The sequence below is a fragment of the Streptomyces sp. BE303 genome (assembly GCF_036290945.1).
In the GTDB taxonomy this organism is placed as follows: Bacteria; Actinomycetota; Actinomycetes; order Streptomycetales; family Streptomycetaceae; genus Kitasatospora.
The window spans coordinates 1-19,645 of the sequence record NZ_JAQYWZ010000765.1; the positions used below are offsets into that span (position 1 = coordinate 1).

Annotated in this window: 14 protein-coding genes and 1 tRNA gene; 9 read left to right on the top strand and 6 right to left on the bottom strand. The window is 74.3% G+C overall.

From position 1 onward, the window contains the following. Positions 1-8 precede the first annotated feature (8 nt). Positions 9-1,511: an aminopeptidase P family protein gene (locus tag PUR56_RS22770; RefSeq protein WP_443034548.1), complete on the bottom strand. Its 1,503-nt coding sequence runs from the start codon at positions 1,509-1,511 to the stop codon at positions 9-11. Between the two features lie 239 nt (positions 1,512-1,750). Further along, positions 1,751-3,376, bottom strand: a complete 1,626-nt coding sequence (locus PUR56_RS22775; protein ID WP_329950276.1) for a PP2C family protein-serine/threonine phosphatase — start codon at positions 3,374-3,376, stop codon at positions 1,751-1,753. Positions 3,377-4,241: 865 nt separating this feature from the next. Here PUR56_RS22775 and PUR56_RS22780 point away from each other — a divergent pair. Further along, on the top strand, positions 4,242-4,895 hold the full coding sequence (locus PUR56_RS22780; protein WP_329884907.1) for a bifunctional DNA primase/polymerase: 654 nt from the start codon (positions 4,242-4,244) through the stop codon (positions 4,893-4,895). Between the two features lie 226 nt (positions 4,896-5,121). Here the strand turns inward: PUR56_RS22780 and PUR56_RS22785 are convergent, their stop codons facing one another. The 4 genes from PUR56_RS22785 to PUR56_RS22800 form a co-directional block, all read right to left on the bottom strand. Beyond that, positions 5,122-6,108 (bottom strand): DUF5926 family protein, encoded by a 987-nt coding sequence (locus PUR56_RS22785; RefSeq protein WP_329884908.1) that lies wholly within the window; start codon positions 6,106-6,108, stop codon positions 5,122-5,124. A 146-nt stretch (positions 6,109-6,254) separates the two neighbouring features. Then, positions 6,255-6,884: an ATP-binding protein gene (locus PUR56_RS22790; RefSeq protein ID WP_329950277.1), complete on the bottom strand. Its 630-nt coding sequence runs from the start codon at positions 6,882-6,884 to the stop codon at positions 6,255-6,257. Between the two features lie 327 nt (positions 6,885-7,211). Continuing rightward, positions 7,212-8,036 (bottom strand): glycerophosphodiester phosphodiesterase family protein, encoded by an 825-nt coding sequence (locus PUR56_RS22795; RefSeq protein ID WP_329884910.1) that lies wholly within the window; start codon positions 8,034-8,036, stop codon positions 7,212-7,214. A gap of 146 nt (positions 8,037-8,182) precedes the next feature. Beyond that, a complete protein-coding gene (locus PUR56_RS22800) occupies positions 8,183-9,535 on the bottom strand; it encodes a purine-cytosine permease family protein (protein WP_329950278.1) in 1,353 nt (450 codons plus the stop codon). Between the two features lie 621 nt (positions 9,536-10,156). On the opposite strand from PUR56_RS22800, the gene PUR56_RS22805 reads away from it, so the two are divergent. The 8 genes from PUR56_RS22805 to PUR56_RS22840 all read left to right on the top strand — a co-directional run bounded on the left by PUR56_RS22805 (position 10,157) and on the right by PUR56_RS22840 (position 19,471). Then, entirely contained in the window at positions 10,157-11,884 is a 1,728-nt protein-coding gene (locus tag PUR56_RS22805) for a trypsin-like peptidase domain-containing protein (protein ID WP_329950279.1), read from the top strand. A gap of 64 nt (positions 11,885-11,948) precedes the next feature. After that, a tRNA-Ser gene (locus tag PUR56_RS22810) sits at positions 11,949-12,036 on the top strand. A gap of 221 nt (positions 12,037-12,257) precedes the next feature. After that, a complete protein-coding gene (locus PUR56_RS22815; RefSeq protein WP_329950280.1) occupies positions 12,258-13,373 on the top strand; it encodes a peptidoglycan-binding protein in 1,116 nt (371 codons plus the stop codon). A gap of 128 nt (positions 13,374-13,501) precedes the next feature. Continuing rightward, on the top strand, positions 13,502-14,335 hold the full coding sequence (locus PUR56_RS22820) for a MerR family transcriptional regulator (RefSeq protein WP_329950281.1): 834 nt from the start codon (positions 13,502-13,504) through the stop codon (positions 14,333-14,335). Positions 14,336-14,393: 58 nt separating this feature from the next. Further along, positions 14,394-15,818, top strand: a complete 1,425-nt coding sequence (locus PUR56_RS22825; RefSeq protein ID WP_329950282.1) for an MFS transporter — start codon at positions 14,394-14,396, stop codon at positions 15,816-15,818. A 279-nt stretch (positions 15,819-16,097) separates the two neighbouring features. Continuing rightward, a complete protein-coding gene (locus PUR56_RS22830; protein WP_329950283.1) occupies positions 16,098-17,462 on the top strand; it encodes an FAD-binding oxidoreductase in 1,365 nt (454 codons plus the stop codon). 419 nt (positions 17,463-17,881) lie between these two features. Then, positions 17,882-18,211, top strand: a complete 330-nt coding sequence (locus PUR56_RS22835) for a hypothetical protein (RefSeq protein WP_329950284.1) — start codon at positions 17,882-17,884, stop codon at positions 18,209-18,211. Between the two features lie 417 nt (positions 18,212-18,628). Continuing rightward, positions 18,629-19,471 carry a pyridoxine/pyridoxamine 5'-phosphate oxidase gene (locus tag PUR56_RS22840; RefSeq protein ID WP_329950285.1) on the top strand — a complete coding sequence of 281 codons (843 nt, stop codon included), beginning with the start codon at positions 18,629-18,631 and terminating at the stop codon, positions 19,469-19,471. Positions 19,472-19,645 lie beyond the last annotated feature (174 nt).

Sequence of the window (19,645 nt, forward strand, 5' to 3'; positions counted from 1 at the left end):
CCGCGGGGTCAGGCGAGCGAGGCCATCCACGCCTCGACGTCCCCGGCGCGGCGCGGCAGGCCGGCCGAGAGGTTCTCGTTGCCGTCGGCGGTGACCAGGATGTCGTCCTCGATCCGGACGCCGATGCCGCGGTACTCCTCGGGGACGGTCAGGTCGTCCTGCTGGAAGTAGAGGCCGGGCTCGACGGTGAGCACCATGCCCGGCACCAGCAGCGCGTCGACGTGCTCCTCGGTGCGGGAGTGGGCGCAGTCGTGGACGTCCAGGCCGAGCATGTGGCCGGTGCCGTGCAGGGTCCAGCGGCGCTGGAGCCCCAGCTCCAGGACCTTCTCGACGTCGTGGACCGAGGGGTCCAGCAGGCCCCAGGCGAGCAGGCGCGCGGCGAGCACGCGCTGCGAGGCGTCGTGGAAGTCGCGGAAGCGGGCGCCGGGCTTCACGGCCGCGATGCCGGCCTCCTGCGCGTCGTAGACCGCGTCGTAGATCTTCCGCTGCAGCTCGTCGAAGCGGCCGCCGATCGGCAGCGTGCGGGTGACGTCGGCGGTGTAGAGGGTGGCCGTCTCGACGCCGGCGTCGAGCAGCAGCAGCTCGCCGGGGCGGACGTCGCCGTCGTTGCGGACCCAGTGCAGGGTGGTGGCGTGCGGGCCGGCGGCGCAGATCGAGCCGTAGCCGACGTCGTTGCCCTCGACGCGGGCGCGGCGCCAGAAGGTGCCCTCGATCCAGCGCTCGGAGGTGGCGACGGCCTGGCCGAGCTCGCGGACGCAGTCGGTGAAGCCGTTGACGGTGGCGGTGCAGGCGGCGCGCAGCTCGCCGATCTCCCACTCGTCCTTGACCAGCCGCAGGCCGCTCAGGAACTCCTTGAGCCCGGCGTCGCGGTCGGCGTCCAGCACGTCGGCGAGTGCGGCCTCCAGGCCGGCGTCGTAGCCGCGGACGATCCGGGTCGGGGCGCTGCCGGTCCGGGCGTGCTCGGCCAGCTCGTCGGCGGCCTTGCGGACGTCGCGGGCGGGCAGGCCGAGCAGCTGCTCCTGCTCGGCGAGGCTGTGCCGGCGGCCGACCCACAGCTCGCCGTAGCCGTCCAGCCAGAACTCGCCGTTCTCGCGGTCGGAGCGGGGCAGCAGGTAGAGGCCGAACGCGTGGCCGGTGTCACCGGTGGGCTCGGCGACCAGCACGGCGTCCTCGGTCTGGTCACCCGTGAGGTGGACGTACTCGCTGGCGGCACGGAAGCTGTACTCGGTGTCGTTGGCGCGCACCCGCAGGTTGCCGGCCGGGACGATCAGCCGCTCGCCGGGGTAGGCGGCGGAGAGCCGGGCGCGGCGCTCGGCGGTGTAGGGGGCCTGGGCGATCGGGGCCAGGCCGTGCAGCTCGGTGTCGGCCCAGCCGGACTTCATCGAGGCGGCGAGTTCGTCGGAGACCTCGGAGTAGAGGCCGTTCTTGCGGCCCTTGAACTGCTGCGGCTGCTCGTCGCCGCCGGCGGCCTCGGGGTTCTCGGCCACCGCCGGGGTGCGGTCCTCGGTCACGTACGTCGCCTCCTTGCGCGTGGTGCCGCTTCGGTCGTGTCGGATCGCGACACACCTGGGCGGCCGTGCGTCCATGGTACGGACGCCCGGCCGCTCGACTGTTCGGGGTCGTTCGAGGCCGTTCGGTTCCGGCCGGTCCGGCGGCCCCCGGAAGGTCCGGAAGGCGGCGGAAGCCCGGTGCACCGGTGGTCCGGCCCGGGGCACCGGTGCTCCGGGCCGGTGCACCGGCCCGGACGCCCTCACTCGAAGCGGGCCGCCAGCAGCAGCAGGTCGTCGGTGGCCTGACCGGGGGCGGGGGAGCCCGGGGCGGCCTCCTCCCGTCCGGCGCAGACCGCCAGCAGGTGCGCGCAGATCCGGTCCGGGTCGGTGCGGACGTCACGGGGCGCGTCGGCGGCGGCCCGGCGCAGGCCGGCCTGCCCGGCGTGCAGGGTCGGGCCGAACCGGCGGGCCAGGCCCTCGGTGTACAGCACCAGGGTGTCGCCCCGTTCGGCGGTCAGCTCGACGCCGGGCGCCTCCCAGCAGGAGAGCATGCCGAGCGGCGCGGACAGCGAGGTCTCGACGAACTCGGCGCCGTACCGGGTGACCAGCACGGGCGGGCAGTGGCCGGCTCCGGCCAGGGTGATCCGGCGCTCCTCGGGCTCCACCCAGGCGTAGACGGCGGTGGCGCTGCGGGCCGGCTCGGTGGTCTTGAGCAGCAGTTCGAGGTCGCCGAGGACCGAGACCGGGTCCTCGCCCTCCAGCACCGCGTACGCCCGCAGCGCGGACCTGACCCGGCCCATCGCGGCGGCCGCGCCGGGGGCGGAACCGGGACCGGCGCCCGGCCCGTCGCCGGAGACCGAGCCGACGGTGAGGCCGACCGTGCCGTCCGGCAGCGGGATGGCGTCGTACCAGTCGCTGCCGGAGGAGCGGTCCAGCCCGGCCGGGACCAGCCGCGCCGCCAGCCGCAGGCCGGCGGGCTGGGGGAGGCGGTCGGGCAGCAGGCCGCGGCGCAGGGCCTCGGTGGTGCGCCGGACCTTCTCCGCGTCCAGCTGCTTGGCCAGCAGCGGGGCGGCGACCTCGCAGTAGCGGCGGGCCAGCTCGCGCCGGCGGTCGGTCGGTTCGGCGGGTTCGTCGTAGAACCAGAGGGCGGCGGCCAGCGGGCCGTCCTCCTCGGTGGCCAGCGGCAGGCCGTAGCAGCCGCCGAGGCCGAGGCCGGCGGCCAGCTCGCGGAGCCGGGCGCCGACGGCTGGGTCGTGGGCGAGGTCGTACGACTGCAGCTCGGCGGGCCGGTCGTGCTCGCGCAACAGCCTGGCGACCAGGCTCTGGTCCGGCGGGACCGTCTCCAGCGAGCCCAGGCTGGCACGGTTCAGGCCGAGGCCGAGCGGCTGGCCGGGGCCACCGGGCAGCGCGGTGACCAGCAGGGCCCGGCGGGCGCCGAGCAGTTCGGTGCCGGAGGCCAGGACGGCGGCGAGGGTGGCGTCGACGCCGCGGGCGCGGGCGAGCAGTTCGGTGTGCTCGTGCAGGCTGGCGAAATCGGACAGCTGTCCGGCCAAACGGTCCTGCACCGCGGACGCGGGCGCGGTCCGTCCGTCGACCGCCGCGACCTTCTCGCCGGGCGCGGTCCGGTCGTCGGGTGCCGTCCGGTCGTCGGGGGTCGCCGTCCCGTCCGGCGCGGCCCGGCCGTCGGACGCGGTCCGCTCGCCGGCCGGGCCGGCGGGATCGCTGTCGGCCGCGCCGCCGGGTCCGCCGGGTCCGCCGGGTCCGCCCGGCCCCCCGGTGCCGGGCACCGGGCCGGTGAAGCCGGGCGGGTCGAGCAGGGAGAGGCCGCTGGCGCCGGCGGGCTCGGCGGGCTCGGAGGAGGTCGACGCTGGGTGGGACTCGGTCATGCCGCCACTCCTGACGCGGTGGTACGTGTCACGCGGATCATGCGGAACTCCCATGGACGGCCGTTTGGAGCGATCACGGCCAAAAGGGCGCGTTTCGCCTCGATTCGCTACTACTCGTCATTGATCGACAGCAATGCCACCACTTCTACACAGGCCATTCGGGGCATGTCCAGAGCCATGACAAGGCCGGTGGCCTGTTCGTCCTGCTCCCGGGGACCCGGCTCGGGGGCGTGTTCGGTTCGTGCGCGCGCCGGCCGGTCACCTCCGGGGCGCTCCCGGGCGGCGCCGCGCTGCGGCCGGTTCCCCCTGGTTCTCCCGCGGGTCCTCCTCCGCGTTCCGTCAGGTCCGGACCGCGCCCCTGCCGGGCCCGGACCGGGTTCCCGCCGCGCTCCCACCGCGTTTCCACCGGCCGCGATCCCCGGTGGGCGGCCTGCTCGCGGCCGGTCGCGACGGGGTGTGACCGCCCTGTCGCCCGAGCGCGACGGCCCCGTCGTCCGGGCATGGAGCAGCCAGAAGCGGGCAGAACCGTGAGGACGGCTCCGGCGGCCGTCCGGATCGTATGCTTTCGCCGTCCGCAGGCCGGGCCGGCGGGAAGTGACTCACTCGTACGGTGGAACCAACCGCGCCCGGGCGGCGTCCATCCGGTCGCATACGGGATTCTCGTTCCAAGGGCTGTTCTATTCCGCGGCCCTTTCACATCCTGCTCCACTGCGTGCTCCACGCCCGCACCGCCGTTCGCCCTGCCGTTCGCCCTGCCCGCCGCCCGCTTCCGGGCCGGTGCGGCGTTCCCGGACGCGCGCCGGCGGCCCGGTCCGGAGCCCGCGGTCCGGAGCCACCGAGCGGTCACGGAAAGGAACGGGTGCCAATGCGCGACAACCCCATGCGCGACAACCCGAGGAGCCGGTCGGCGGCCCGGGCGTCCCGGCTGGCTGCGGCCCTGACGGCCGCCACCGAGTACCGCTGGCCCGTCGTCCCCGGCACGCAGCTCGTCGGCGGTCACTGCTCCTGCGGTGACCCGGACTGCCCCGTACCCGGCGTCCACCCGCACGACCCGCCGCTGCTCGCGGCCACCACCGATGCCCGGATGGTGCGTTGGTGGTGGGAGCAGCGCTGTCCGGACGCGCCGCCGCTGGTCGCCACCGGCCGGACCGTCTCGGCGGTCAGCCTGCCGGCTGCGGCCGGGGCCCGCGCGCTCGCCTACCTCGCCGCGCTCCGGCTGCCACTCGGACCGGTGATGGCCATGCCGGGCCGGTACGCGATGCTGGTCGCCCCCTACTCGCTCGACGCACTCGGCGAAATGCTGGCCCAACTCCCTTGGGTGCCGGGCTCGTTGCGCTACCACGGGAGCGGAGGCTTCCTGCCGCTGCCGCCGGGCGGCGGTGCGGGCGACCGGGTGCGGTGGGTGCTGCCGCCGCGTCAGGGCGCCGACGGTGGCGTCTGGCTTCCCCAGGTCGGGCCGCTGCTGGGCGAGTTGGTGGAGGCGGCGGTCCAGTTGGACAGCGGTCGGCCCACGTACTGATCGGGCACGGCCCACTCGTTCCGGGGTGGGCCGGCCGGAAAAGCAAAAGATCCGGCCGCTGGCGACGGGGGATGCACCAGCGACCGGACTCTTTAGACAGTAACAAGGATCTGCGCCCGCGCCAATTTCCAAGACGCCCTCGCAGCCCGGAAATTGCGGGTCGCGGCGAACAATGTGACGCGTATCACGTGGATCTCCGCGCGCCCCGTCCGCCTTCCGTTCGCCTTTAGTTCAGGGTGACCTGACGGTTCACCAGGTTGGCGCGGGCGCGCCGCTCCTCGGCGGTCAGCGGGGACGGGTCGGCCAGCGTCTCGGCGAGGCGCTCGGCGAACTCGGCGGCAGGCTTCTCGCAGTCGGCCGCGGTCATCGACAGCGGCAGGTCCCAGACCGGAACGGTCAGGCCGTGCGCCCGGAACGAGCCGACCAGGCGGGTGTCCTGACCGAGCGAGGACCGGTCGGCGGCGGTCAGCCGGGCCAGTGCGTCCAGCAGCTGCTCCTCCGGCACGGTCATCACCCAGCGCAGGTGGTTCTTGTCCGGAGTGCCGCACCAGTAGGCGGAGTCGACGCCGGCGAGCTTCTCGGTCGGGATCGCCGAGGCGTTGGCACGCTCCAGGGAGGCGGCCACCTCGCCGGTGGCCGTCTCGGCGTCCTCCAGCCAGAACTCGAAGCCGGTGTGCACGGCGGGCTCGAAGGGGGCGTCCGCGTCGAGCAGGTCCTGCAGCCGGGGGCCGCCCGGGACGGTCCGGCGGGACGGCACGGGGGTGCCGGGCTCGGCGGCGAGCGCCAGCTCCAGCGCGTCGGCCAGGTCACGGCTCAGGTCGCCGGAGCCCGACTGGGTCTGCAGGCCCAGCAGGATCGAACCGTCCTGGCGGCGCAGGGCCGGCCAGGCCAGCGGCAGGACGGTCGCCAGTGTCACCGACGGCACCTCGCCGTTGGCGGTGGCGGCCACGCCGGCGGCGAGCGTCAGCGGGACGGTCGCGGCCGGTACCAGCTCGCGCAGCGCCACCCAGTCGGCCTCGCCCGACAGACCCTCGAACGGGCGGTGCACCAGCTCCTGCACCGCGTGCGAGGCCTCGCGGCCGTGACAGGCCTTGTAGCGGCGGCCCGAACCGCAGGGGCAGTTCTCGCGGGCCCCGACCACGGGGATCTCGCCCGTGACGGCGGGGGTGGACTGGCTGCGCTGCGGCGCCTTCTTGGCGGCCTTCTTGCCCATGGTGCGGCTCTCCCGGGGAGGTGGTGATGTGCTCCGGGCAGCCTACTGACGTTCTCCGGGCGCGTGGGCGCACGCCGGGGTGCGGGGGCGCCCGTCCGCCCGGTCCGGGGCCGTGCCCGGCGTCCGGGCGCCGCGCGGGACGGAGCTCAGGCGCTGCGGGGTGTGCCGCCGGTCCGCCTGGCGTGGCGGGCCCGGGCGGGCAGGGCCGCCCACACCGTCACCTCGCCGGGCGCGTCGCGCACGCCCCAGTCGCTGGCCAGCTGGTCCACGATGCCCAGCCCGCGGCCGCCGTGCGAGGTGAGTGAGGGGCTGGCCGGCGACGGACGGGTCTGTGCCCCGCCGTCGGTGACCTCCAGCGTGAGCACACCGTCGGCGTGCATCTGCCAGCGGACCAGGACGCCGCCGTCCTCCTCGCCGCCGCCCGTGCCTGCGTGCCCGACGTTGCCGTGCCCGACGTTGCCGTGCCCGGCGGCTCCGCCGGTGGGCCCGGTGCCGCCGCCGGGGCCGCCCGGTGCGGGGGAGCGGTCCTCGCCCGACCCGGCGGTCCGGAACGGTACGCCGACCAGTCGCGGCTCGACGATCTCGGCCCGGGCGCCGCGCCCGAGGGCGGGCAGCGGGCCGAGCGGTCGCGCGTAACGACACGCGTTGCTCAGCAGTTCCGAAAGGATCAGAACAGCATCATCGATGACCGGTTCCGGTATCTGCCGGTCACCCAGATCTCGACGCAGCCGGCGCCGCGCGGCCCCGACGCTCGCTGGGCCGTGCGGCACTGCCATGGTCGATGAAGTCGGCACTTCACGCGCCACCATCAACGCCACCCCCGGACCTCCTTCAGCGTATGCCGAGGGATGGATGCCCCTTGGCAATACGTCGGAAACGACCGGACGGCGATCCTGCACGGACATTTCAAGCCGGGCGACGGACGGTACGCGGCAGGTGATTCGATGCTCACGCTGCGTCGTGAAAGTGCCGTAATTGCGTCAGAAATCGCTGTCGGAAGGTTTGAGCCCCTACCAAGACGATCAACCGGTCCAGGTGGTTGAACGGTTCACCGCACCGTCCTGTCGGGTGGGGCCGGGTATTTCCGCGGGCGGTCGGGCGCGTCACCGACCGAGCTGGGCCAGCACCTCCGCCGGGCGGTTGGTGATGATCGCGGACACTCCGAGTTCCAGGCAGAGCTCGACGTCGGCCGGTTCGTCCACGGTCCAGACGTGTACCTGGTGGCCCAGCTCGCGCAGCCTGGTCACCAGCCCCGGCCGGGCCCGCACCAGTTCGATGCCCGGCCCGGCGATCCGCGCGCCGCCCGGCAGCGGCGCACCCGGGCGCAGCCGTCCGCGCAGTGCCAGGCCGCGTTCGAACAGGAACACCCGCGGGTACTCCGGTGCGGCCGCGCCCACCCGGGCCAGCGCCAACGAGGAGAAGCTCATGATCCGGGCCCGGGACCGGCCGTTCTCCCCGGCGCCGCCGATTCCGAAGCGGTCCAGCGTCCGCAGCAGCTCGGACTCCACCCGGCCGCGGAACCGGACCGGGTGCTTGGTCTCGATCGCGAGGTCCACCGGGCGCCCGCAGTCGGTCACCAGCTCCAGCAGGCTCTCCAGCCGCAGCACGCCGCGCAGCTCCGGGTCGTCGCTGGGGCGGCCGGTCTTCCACGCGCCGAAGTCGTGCGCCTCCAGCTCGGCCAGCGTCATCGCGGAGACGGTGCCCCGGCCGTCCGAGACCCGGCCGATCCGGCGGTCGTGCACGCAGACCAGCTGCCCGTCGGCGGTCACCCGGACGTCGCACTCAAGCGCGTCCGCGCCCTCGGAGAGCGCCCGGCGGTAGGCGGCGAGCGTGTGCTCGGGCAGGGCGTGCGAGGAACCGCGGTGGGCGATCACCTGGACAGGCGGCGCGGTGCGCGCCGTCGCGGGCGAGAGGTCTGGGCTGGTCACACCGTCCACGATAGGCCGCGGAAGTGACACGAAAGCGAAGACGGCCCCAACCTGCGGGGCCGTCTTCGGGTGTGGAGGTGAGCGCGGGCGAGCGCGCTGTTCCGGGTGCGCGAGCCCCGGCGCGGGTCAGCGCCCGACGGTGCGGGTCAGCGCCCGACGGTGCCGGGGGCGCCCGCGCCGCCCGTCGTGCCCGGGGCGCTGCTCCGGGAGAGCGGGGTGAGCGCCCAGGTGACCAGGGCCGGCACCAGGAAGCCGAGCAGCGAGGCCGAGGTCCACTCCTGCGGGGTGAAGTGCAGCGCCTCCTGGACAGAGGTCCAGAAGTCGGTCCACCAGGTGGCGATCGCGGTCGGTGCGATCAGCTGGTAGGTGGCGAAGCCGAGGGCCCACGGCAGCAGCATCAGCCAGCGGGACGGCGCGTCGGCGGAGAGGTTCCAGCCGCGCCGGCCGGCCCCGAGGAAGTAGTCGACCACGAGCACCGCGAACATCGGCACGAAGATCGAGCCGATCAGGCCCAGGAAGGCGTAGTACGAGTCGGTGAACTCGGTGATCTGCAGGGCCAGCACGGTGATGAGCACCCCGGTGCCCCCGGTCAGCACCCGGCGGTCGACCTTCGGCAGCAGGTTGTGGATCGACATCGCGGTCGAGTACACGTTGGCGAACGACTGGTCGGTCTCGCGGAGCACCAGCACCAGCAGGAACAGCCAGCCGGCCCAGACGCCGAGGAAGGAGTCGAAGATCCGGGTGGCGTCCCCGTCCGCCTGGAGCAGCGCGAACAGACCGAGCACGTAGCACCAGACCTGCGCCACGGTGTAGCCGGAGAAGCTGCCCCAGAACGCCGAGCGCGGGGTGCGCGAGTGCCGGGTGTAGTCGGCGGCCAGCGGCACGAAGGAGATCGACACCGCGATCATCGCGTCGGTCGCCTTCAGGAGGCCGTGCCAGTTACCCGCGCCCGGGTCGGACACGCCGTTGCGGCCCAGCTGGACGGTGAAGTACACCATCGCGACCGCCACCGCCGCGGCGACGAAGCGGCGCAGCACCGCGATCGCGCCGAGCGGCCAGATGGTCAGCGCGGTGGTGACGGCACCGGCCAGCACGACGAAGACCCAGCGGTAGCCGCCGGTACCGACGACGGTCTGCGCGCCCATCGCGATCACCAGCAGCTCGTACACGCCCCAGCCGATGCACTGGACGATGTTGAGCACCGTCGGCACGTACGAGAGCCGGGTCCCGAACAGCCCGCGCAGGTTCGCCATGGCGGGCGCGCCGGTGCGGGCGCCGATCAACGCGGCCACCCCGAGCATCGCGGTGCCGACCACGGTGCCGGCCACGATCGCCGTCACGGCGGCGGCCAGCGACAGCTCGCTGCCCGGCGCCCCGAGCACGGTGGCGGCGGTGGTGAAGCCGATGAGCGAGACGCCGAGGTTCATCCAGAGCGCGAAGTGGTCGCGGAAGCGGAGCGTGCGCGGCGGCTCGGTGTCCAGCACCAGCGGCGCCTCCACACGGGCTCCGGCCGGTGCCGCGGGGCGGTCCAGGACGGCGGCACCGGCGGCACCGGCGGGACGGCCGGAATCGGCCGCCCGGGAACCGGGGACGGTGCCCCCGGCGTCCCCGGAGGGGGGCAGATCCTTGGACGCGGGCGTACCCGAGGACGAGGATGGCGAAGCAGGCGGCATGGCCGATACTCCCTACGCCGGCATTACCCGGACAGGTTCCGGCGGTCTGCGCCCCCTCGACGCCCGCCCGCGGATTCCGTGGCGTACGGTCGACCGGCGCACTCTCAGCCTGGTGGGTCCAAGCTCCCGCGTGTCAGTTTTGAGCGACAGGCTAACCGGCACGGCGGAGAACGCCAAGGCCAGGGGGCCCGGGGGCCGGGGCCGACGGAGTGCGGCAGGGGCGCGGCGGGGGTGCGGCAGGAACGTGGCGGGAGTGCGGTGGGGGTACGAAGGGGCTGTGGCCCGGGCGCGGACCCGGCGCGCAGGGGGCCCGCGGGGCCGGATGTTCCGGGGTTTGTCTGGCCGGCCTAAGGATTCTTATGACTTCTTCAGAAGCCTCCTTACGGCAATCGAATCGAGTGTGCGAAAAACTATGGTTGTTGGTCCTGTCAGCTATGGAGGTCGTCCGTGAGCACCGAGCGCGAGGTTGGGTCCACCGGGCCGCAGGGGGAGCAGCCCTCCGGCGGCCAGGGGGTGGTGGTTCCCGGTCCTGACGGTCCGGCGCAGCAGTCTGCGGCCGTCCCCTCCCCCGTAGCGACGCCCGCTGCCGAACGGTCCCCGTCCGATCAGGCCGCTCCGGCCGCCGACGGCGGCAACGGCGGGTTCACGCCCACGCTGGCGTTCAGCAAGGTCAGTGCCCCGGAGCCGGCGCCCGCCGCCCCGGCGCCGGCCGCCGACGCGGGGTACCTCGACGCCCCGCCGCCGGTCCTGCCGCCCGCGCCGGCCGCCCCGGTGGCACCGGCCGCGCCGGTCGGCAACCCGTACGCCACGCCGGCTCCCGGCACGCCGGTCCCGCCGGCCGCCCTCGCCGCCCACGACCCGTACGGCGCCCCGGCCGCGCCGCAGGGCCACGGCGCGACCGGCCAGCACCACCCGTTCGGCGCCGGCCAGCCGCTCGGCGGCTGGGCCGCGCACGACATCACCCCGGGCGGCCCGGGCGCGCCCGGTGGCCCCGGCGGCCCGCTCGGCTACCCGTCCGAGTACCCCGGCGCCCCCACGCCCGGCGGCCCGCGCAAGAAGCGCGGCGGCCTGATCGCCCTGGTCGCGGCCGTCGCCCTGGTCGCGGGCATCGCCGGCGGCGCGGTCGGCGTCGTCGTCGCGGACCGTGACGACAAGGGCGTCAGCGCCGCGGCCGACCGCACCAGCACCACCGTCCAGGCCAACAACTCCCAGAAGAACGAGGCCGCCCCGGGTTCGGTGGCCGGCATCGCGCAGAAGGCGCTGCCCAGCGTCGTCACCATCAAGGCGCAGGGTAACGGCGAGTCGGGCACCGGCACCGGCTTCGTCTTCGACACCGAGGGCCACATCCTCACCAACAACCACGTGGTCGCGCCCGCGTCCAGCGGCGGCAAACTGACCGTCAAGTTCGCCGACGGCTCGTCCTACAACGCGTCCGTGCTCGGCCGCGCCGAGGGCTACGACGTCGCCGTCATCAAGCTCGACAGCCCGCCCAAGGGCAAGCTGACGCCGCTTCCGCTGGCCGACTCCGACAAGGTCAACGTCGGCGACTCCACCATCGCCATCGGTGCCCCGTACGGCCTGGAGTCCACGGTCACCACCGGCATCATCAGCGCCAAGGACCGCCCGGTCGCCTCCGGCGACGAGACCGGCGCCCAGTCCTCCTACATGAACGCCCTGCAGACCGACGCCTCCATCAACCCCGGCAACTCCGGCGGTCCGCTGCTCGACTCCGGCGGCGCGGTGATCGGCATCAACTCGGCGATCCAGTCCAACGCCTCCAGCAACGGCCGGGCCGGCTCCATCGGCCTGGGCTTCGCGATCCCGGTCAACCAGGCCAAGTGGGTCGCCGAGACCCTGATCAAGACCGGCAAGCCGGTGTACGCGAAGCTCGACGTCCTGCGCAACGACGACTACAAGGGCGACGGCGCCCAGATCCAGACCCGCGACATCCAGGGCACCCCGGCCGTCACCCCCGGCGGCGCCGCCGACAAGGCCGGCCTCAAGCCGGGCGACGTCATCACCAAGCTCGGCGGCAGCCCGATCGAGAACGGTCCCGCCCTGGTCAGCAAGATCTGGACGCACAAGCCCGGCGAGACCGTCGACGTCGAGTACACCCGCAACGGCCAGACCCTGAACACCAAGGTCACCCTCGCCGAGCGCGTCGGCGACAACTGACCCCGCCCCGCCCCGAAACCCGGTGCACCGAAGCCCGCCGGACCCGTTAGGCTGACCTCCGCCTGGAGAGCTGCCCGAGCGGCCTAAGGGAACAGTCTTGAAAACTGTCGTGCGGTGACCCCGTACCGTGGGTTCGAATCCCACGCTCTCCGCTGGTTGGAGAAAACCACCTGCTCAAGGCGGGTGCCGGAAGCTTCCGGCACCCGCCTTCGGTGTTTTCGGGGGTGGGGGGAGGTGGGGCCCAGGGGAGCAGAGTTGTCCCGGTTTCACCTGAACGGGGGGTTTGGGGCCTAGGTGTCCTCGTGTGGGGGTGTGCGTCTCGTTTAGCCGGATGCAAGGGGCGGACTGCCCTGGGCCTGGCGAGGAGAGACGGATGGCCTGGTACCCCGGTGCGGAGAAGATGGAGCTCCAGCCCGAGTCGGACGAGCAGGCGGCGATCACGCCGACGCAGGTGATCTTCCACAGTGTGGCGGCGCCGTGGACGCCGCGGCGGATGTACGAGTACTGGCGGGACTCGACCAACCTGGAGTCGCACTTCGGGGTGGGGTACGACGGCTCGGTCGGTCAGTTCGTCGGCACCGAGACCCGCGCCGACGCCAACATGCGCGCCAACCGCCGGGCCGACGGCACCGGGGCGGTGAGCATCGAGTCGGCGAGCGACGACCGGAGCACCGACCCGTGGACGGACGCGCAGGTGAGGGCGCTGATCGCGCTCGGCGTATGGCTGCACCAGCGGCACGACATCCCGCTACGGGCCTGCCCGTCCTCGGACGCCGCCGGGTTCGGGGTGCACCGGATGTTCCCGGAGTGGTCGGACGGTGGGACGGCCTGCCCGGGGGAGGTCCGGGCCCGGCAGTTCCGCGAGGTCGTGCTGCCCGGCATCGTGGCGGAGGCGGGCGGCGGGGCGCCGGTGCCCCCGCCGCGGGCCGATTCCACCGGCCCGGCCCGGTACCGGGTGACCCTCAACGGCCTGGAGTACGGCTACGGGGCGCACGGGCCGCACGTCCTGGAGGTGGGCCAGGCGCTGGTCCGGCAGGGCTTCGGACGGCACTACCAGTCCGGGCCGGACCAGGACTGGCGGGACGCCGACACCCTCAACTACCAGGATTTCCAGCACAGTCTGGGCCTGTCGGGGCCCGACGCGGACGGGGTCCCGGGCGAGGGGTCGCTGCGCAGGCTGCTCGGCCGGCTGCCCTCGCCGCGGCGCGTCTCGCTGGCCCACGTCGTGGCGGCGGCGCGTACCGATCCGGGGGCCGAGCAGGGCCACCAGACGTACGGCGGCGAGGTCCGGATCGTCGAACAGGCTCTGGCCGACGAGGGGTTCCTGGAGCAGCGCTGGGTGGACGGCTCGCTCGGCACCCGGTCGGTGCAGGCGTACGCGGCGTTCCAGCGCAGCCTCGGCTACTCGGGCGGCGACGCGAACGGGATCCCCGGGCAGCGGAGCCTGCAGGCACTGGGGGACCGGCGGGGGTTCGACGTCACGGACTGAGCGGAGGGGACGGTCCGGACACGACGACGGCGAGAGGGCGACCGGGAGGAGTGCGGGGAGGAGTGCGGGGAGGGCGGAGTCCCGCTGCTTGACCATGACACGGTGTGAGGGTCTGCACTGGAGGCATCATGTTCAACATCGGAGACTTCGCCAAGCACGGCCGGGTGTCGGTCCGCATGCTGCGCCACTACGACGCGATCGGGCTGCTACGCCCGGCCCGGGTCGACCCGGTCAGTGGCTACCGCTGTTACGAGGCGGCCCAACTCGCCCGGCTCAACCGCGTCATCGCCCTCAAGGACCTCGGCTTCACGCTGCAGCAGGTGCGGGCCGTCCTGGACGAGGAGGTGGGCGCGGCCGAGCTGCGCGGGATGCTGCGGCTGCGGCGGGCCGAGCTCGCCGCAGCGATGGCGGCGGACGCGGAGCGGCTGACCCGGGTCGAGGCGAGGCTCCGGACGATCGAGAGCGAGGGGACCATGTCCACGCACGATGTCGTGGTGAAGCGCGTGCCGTCGGTGCGGGTGGCCGAGTTGACGGCGGTCGCTGCGAGTTACGAGCCGGAGGACGTCGGGCCGGTGGTCGGGCCGCTGTTCGCGGAGCTCTGCGGCAGGCTGGCGGCGGCCGGAGTGGCGGAGACGGGACCGTCCGTCGCCTGCTACGAGGACCTCCCGGACGGGGACGGGGCGGCGGTGCTGGTACGGGTGGCCGTGCCGGTCGGGGCCACGGTGGAGCCGGGCGGGGAGCACGGCTTCGCGGTGGTCGACCTGCCGGAGATCGAGGAAGCGGTGACCGTGGTGCACCGCGGTTCGATGGACGACACGCTGGGTTCCTTCCAGGCGCTGGCGCGGTTCATCGACGAGAACGGGTACCGCTCGGCCGGGTACGCGCGGGAGCTCTACCTGGAGTGCCCGGACGACCCGGCCGGTTGGGTGACCGAGCTCCAGGAGCCGGTGGGCCGGGCGTAGGCGCCGCACCGGTCGGAGCTTGCCCTCAAGCCGGTCGAGGGTCCTAGCGTCGGCCGGCATGACGATCACCGGTGCGACCGCGCCCGACGGAGCCGGCAGCCAGGGTAGCCCGAGCGGATCCGCCGACCGGGGCGGATCCGCCGACACGAGCCGTCCGGGCCTGCCGGGGTCCTACCTGCTCTGGCTGGCCGGTACCCAGGTCGGGGCGTTGGGCGACGCCGCCCTGTACTTCGCCCTGGGCTGGGCCGCGGCCGCGCACGGCGGCGGCGCGGCCGGCCTGGTGCTCACGGCGATCACCGTGTCGCGCACGGTCCTGGTCCTGCTGGGCGGTGCGGTCGCCGACCGGTGGGGCGCACGCCGGGTGATGCTCACCGGGGACGCGGTGATGCTGGCCGCGACGCTCACCCTGGCCGTGGCGGCGGGCGGTCGGGGCACACCGCTCCGGCTGCTGGTCGTGGCGGCCGTGGTGGTCGGGGTGGTCGACGCGTTCTACCTTCCGGCGAGCGGGTCGATGCCGCGCCGGCTGGTGGAGCCGGGGCAACTGCCCCGCGCTCTGGCGTTGCGTCAGGCCGGTGGGCAGGTGGCCGCGTTGCTCGGGGCGCCGATCGGCGGGGCGTTGGTCGCGGTGGGTGGGCTGCCGGTGGCGGCGCTGGCGGACGCGGTGAGCTTCGTGGTCCTCCTGCTGGTGCTGCTGCGGGTGCGGGTCAGGGGGGACGCGGAGGTGGCTCCGGCGACCCCGGAGACGGCCCCGGCGAAGGGCGGGGCGGGGGAGCGTGGGGCGGAGGCAGCCGTCGTCGTTCCCGGGCTGCTGCGTGAGGCGGCCGCAGGGGTGCGGTCGGCGGCGGGGGACCGGCTGCTGCGGGCGGCGCTGCTGCTCGCCGGGGCGGCGGCGGGGGTCCTGTTGCCGGTGGGCTCGCTGCTCGTGCCGCTGCTGGCGCGGGAGCACGGGTGGGGTGCCGGTGCGGCTGGCCTGGTCACGGGCGGGCAGGGCGCGGGCGTGCTCGCCGTGGCGGTCCTGCTCTCGCTGCGCGGCGGTCGGGGCCGGGGCGGTTCGCGTCGGAGGTCGGGGAGGGCCGCGTCCGGGGCGCGGTCCGGGGTGAGGTCCGGGGGCGGGCCGGGGGCCGTGGCGGGGGTCGGGCTCGGTGCGGCGGCCCTGGGCGTCGCGGTGCTGGCCTGGGCGCCGGACCCCGGTGTGGCCGTGCTGGGCGGGGTGGTGACGGGGGTGGGGTCGGGACTGTTCGCCGGCCGGCTCGGCCCGCTCGTCCTGGCCGCCGCGCCGGTCGGCCACCTGTCCAGGGTGCAGGCACTGCTGACGCTCGTGCAGAGCGCGGCGCTGGTGGTCTCGACCGGCCTTCTCGGCCTGCTCGCCGACGCGGCCGGCGCCCGGGTGCCGACGGTGCTCTGTGCGTCGGCCACCGCCGCGGCAGGGCTCGCCGCACTGGGCTCCAGGGCGCTGCGGCCGTCCGGCCGTCCTGAGCGGTAGCCGGTAGCCGGGCGCTTGGGAGCCTGGGTGCTTGGGTGCTTGGGTGCGTGCGGGTGGGGCTCGGAGCTGCGTACTTGCCGGGTGGCCGGGCGCCGGGCAGAGTGCGAGAGCCGGACGCGGTCGGAGGGCCGGTCCGGAGCGGTGGCCCGTGGTGCTGCCCCTGCCCCGCACGGCACCAGCACGACGGCGGCGAGGGAGACCGGGGCGCCGGCACGTTGACGGAGCGACACAGCGGCGGCACCGGTGCGGCAGGCCCGGGCCGCGCGGGCGGAGGCGGCGATGAGTGATCTGACGGACCGGCTGGCAGAGGGTCTCCCTCCCGGAGCGCTGGCGGTGGACCCGGATGTGACGGCCGCCTACAGCCGCGACATGGCGGGGTTCTGCGAGGCCGGTGTCCCGGCCGTGGTGGTCTTCCCGGAGACGGTCGAGCAGGTGCAGCACGTCATGCGGACCGCCACGGCCCTTCGTGTCCCGGTGGTCCCGCAGGGGGCGCGGACGGGGCTCTCCGGTGCGGCCAACGCCGTGGACGGCTGCATCGTGCTGTCGATGGTGAGGATGAACCGGATCCTGGAGCTCGATCCCGTGAACCGGATCGCGGTGGTCGAGCCCGGTGTGGTGAACGCCGAGCTCTCCCGGGCGGCGGCCGAGTCGGGGCTCGCCTATCCGCCCGACCCGTCGAGCTGGGAGTCCTGCACGATCGGCGGCAACATCGGCACCGGCGCGGGCGGGCTGTGCTGCGTGAAGTACGGCGTGACGAGCGAGTACGTGCTCGGGCTCGACGTGGTGCTGGCGGACGGGCGGTTGCTGACCACGGGGCGCCGGACGGCCAAGGGCGTCGCCGGCTACGACCTGACCCGGCTGCTGGTCGGCTCGGAGGGCACGCTGGGCGTGGTGGTCCGGGCGGTGGTGGCGCTGCGACCGGCGCCCGAGCCGCAGTTGGCGTTGGCGGCGGAGTTCCCGAGCGCGGCCGCGGCGTGCGACGCGGTCTGCGCGGTGATGGCGCGCGGTTTCACGCCGTCGCTGATGGAGCTGATGGACGCGGTGTCGGTCCGGGCGGTCAACGAGCTGGGGCAGATGGGTCTTCCGGAGTCGACCCGGGCGCTGCTGCTGGTGGCCTTCGACGGTCCGGACCGGGTGGACCGCCTGGCCGCCGTGGGGGATCTCTGCCGGGCCGCGGGGGCGACCGAGGTGGTGCCCGCCGACGACCAGGCGGAGTCGGAGATGCTGCTGGAGGCCCGCCGCCTTGCGCTGCCCGCCCTGGACCGGCTGGGCACCACGATGATCGACGACGTGGCGGTGCCGCGTTCACGGTTGGCCGAGATGCTGGCCGGCGTCGCGGTGATCGCCGAGCGGCACGGGCTGACCATCGGGGTGGTGAGCCACGCGGGGGACGGGAACACCCATCCGATCGTCATCTTCGACGCGGCGGACGCCGAGCAGACGGCGCGGGCGCAGCGGTCCTTCGACGAGATCATGGCGCTCGGGCTGGAGCTGGGCGGCACGATCACCGGGGAGCACGGGGTCGGGCTGCTCAAGCGCGAGTGGCTGGCGCGGGAGCTCGGTCCGGTGGCGTGGGAGCTGCAGCGGCAGCTGAAGGCGGTCTTCGACCCGTTGGGCATTCTCAACCCCGGTAAAGCGATCTGATCGGATTCCCGGCCGATCGGTGAATCACCGGATTGTCAGACTGTCGCAGAATGGCTCACTATGTCGACACGGTAGCGCGACCGAACTTTCAGGGGGCGCGTTCAGGGATGTTCCGCGCCAGGGTTGTGCGCCGGGTTCTCCGTGTGCTGCTCTTCGCGCCGCCCCTGGAGCTTCGATCGTGTCCGACCGTTCGGGCGATGCGGCAGGTCGGTGGCGGTGTGTCGGCGCGCTTTCCGTTTGGGACCGGGTTATGCACCGGGCTGCTGGATATCACGCTAAAGGGCGAAAAGCCTGCCGGGAGGTAGTGCTTTGTCGATTTGTTGCGGAAGTCTTTCCCTCGGCGTCGCAGCCCGCAGGTGTTCGTCTGGCCGGCGAACTCCCGCACACATTGCACGATTTACCGTTTCTTGGAGGCTCTCATGGCTCGCATCCGTACCCGCAAGGTGGCAGGTCTTCTGGTGGCGGCCCCGCTCGCGGCGGGACTGCTCCTCGCCGGGGCCGGTGCCGCCGCCGCCGACAACGGCGCGCTCGCCAACGACGGGTCCAACAGCGGGGTGGTGTCCAACATCGGGACCGGCAACATCTTCGGCTCGGTCGACGGCAACTACGTTTCGAACCAGCCGACGGCCACCGGGTCCGGGGCCTCGAACCAGGCCAACACCCTCGCGGTGAAGGACAACTCGGGGGCCATCCTGGCCGGCCAGTCCAACAAGAACTTCAACGTCGTCTTCGCCCCGATCTTCAACTGAGCGCCGATGGACCGTGAACCATCGCCGGCGGGGGCGCCGGAGGTGGGTGGTCGTGGGTGAGCTGAGCATCCGCGGCGGGGTTCGAGGCAGACAGTGAAGTGAATCGAAGCGAAGCGGTCGGAAAAGATCGCGAGATGCGTAACCGGGTAGCGGAAAGGGTCACCGCGAACCGGTCCTGTGGGCGGCACCGCACGTCGGTGCCGCCCACGGGCGCGTCCGGACCGGTGCGTCGAGCACTCGGCCCGCCCCCTGTGCCCGGGACGGTGTCCCGGAGGGAGCCCTCATCCCAGGGCCCGCGCCCGGGTTCGTCACCGTGCGGCGGTACGGTTGCGCTCCGACAGCGCACCCCGCGCGCCCGGGCCCCGGTGGCCCGCCCGTTGCGGGACTGCGGCAGCGGCAACCGGAAGGAAGGGCGCGATGGCAGCGGAGGAGGAGGGCCTGACCGGTCCGGGCGGGACCAGGCCGGTACCGGGCCCGGAGTCGGGCCGCGGGCAGAACCCGCAGCCTGCCCCGGAGGGGGCCTCGCAGCCGGCCTCGCAGCCGGTCCAGGGCCCGGCCGGGGCGCCGGGGACGGAACACCGGCCCGAGCCCAGGTCCGTGCCCGAGCTGCTGCTCGGCCGTCCGCCGATGACCCGCCCGCTGCCGACCTTCGACGCCGAGGCGGCCCCGGCCGAGCCCGGCCCGCTGTTCGTCGACTGGCTCGCGACCGCGCTCGACGCGGGGGTGCTGGACCCGCAGGTGGTCACGCTCTCCACCGTGGACGCCGACGGCATGCCGGACGCCCGGGTCCTGGTGCTGCGCGACATCGACGCCGCCGGCACCGGCTGGGTCTTCTCCGCCGCCGCGGACAGCCCGAAGGGCCGCCAGCTCGGCGACCACCCGGCCGCCGCGATCACCGTGTACTGGCCGCAGCTGGGCCGCCAGGTGCGGGTCCGCGGCACCGTCGAGCGGGCTGCCGACCAGGTCGCGGCAGCCGAGTTCGCGACGCGGTCCCCGGCCGCCCGGATCGGCGCGCTGGTCGGTCGCCAGAGCGAGCCGCTGGCCTCGCCGGCCGAGTACGAGGAGGCGGTGGCGGTCGCCCGTCGCCGGCTGGAGGCCACCCCGGACGCGGTCGCCGCGGGGCACACGGTCTACACGCTCTGGGCGCACGAGGTGGAGTTCTGGCAGGGCCACGCGGAGCGCCACCACGTCCGCCTCCGCTACACGCGGACCGGGCCGGTGCGGACACCGGAGTGGTCCCGCACCCTGCTCTGGCCGTAGCGCCCCGACGCCGTGAGGCCGTGGCGCCGCGATGCCTCGGGGCCGCAACGCCGTGAGGCCGTAAGGCCGTAGGAGAACGGGCCGGGGCGCGCACCGAGTGGTACGCGCCCCGGGCCCGCCGGCCGTCTCCCCGGCGGCCGTTCCGTCGTCGACAGGTCCGACCAAGCCGGTCCA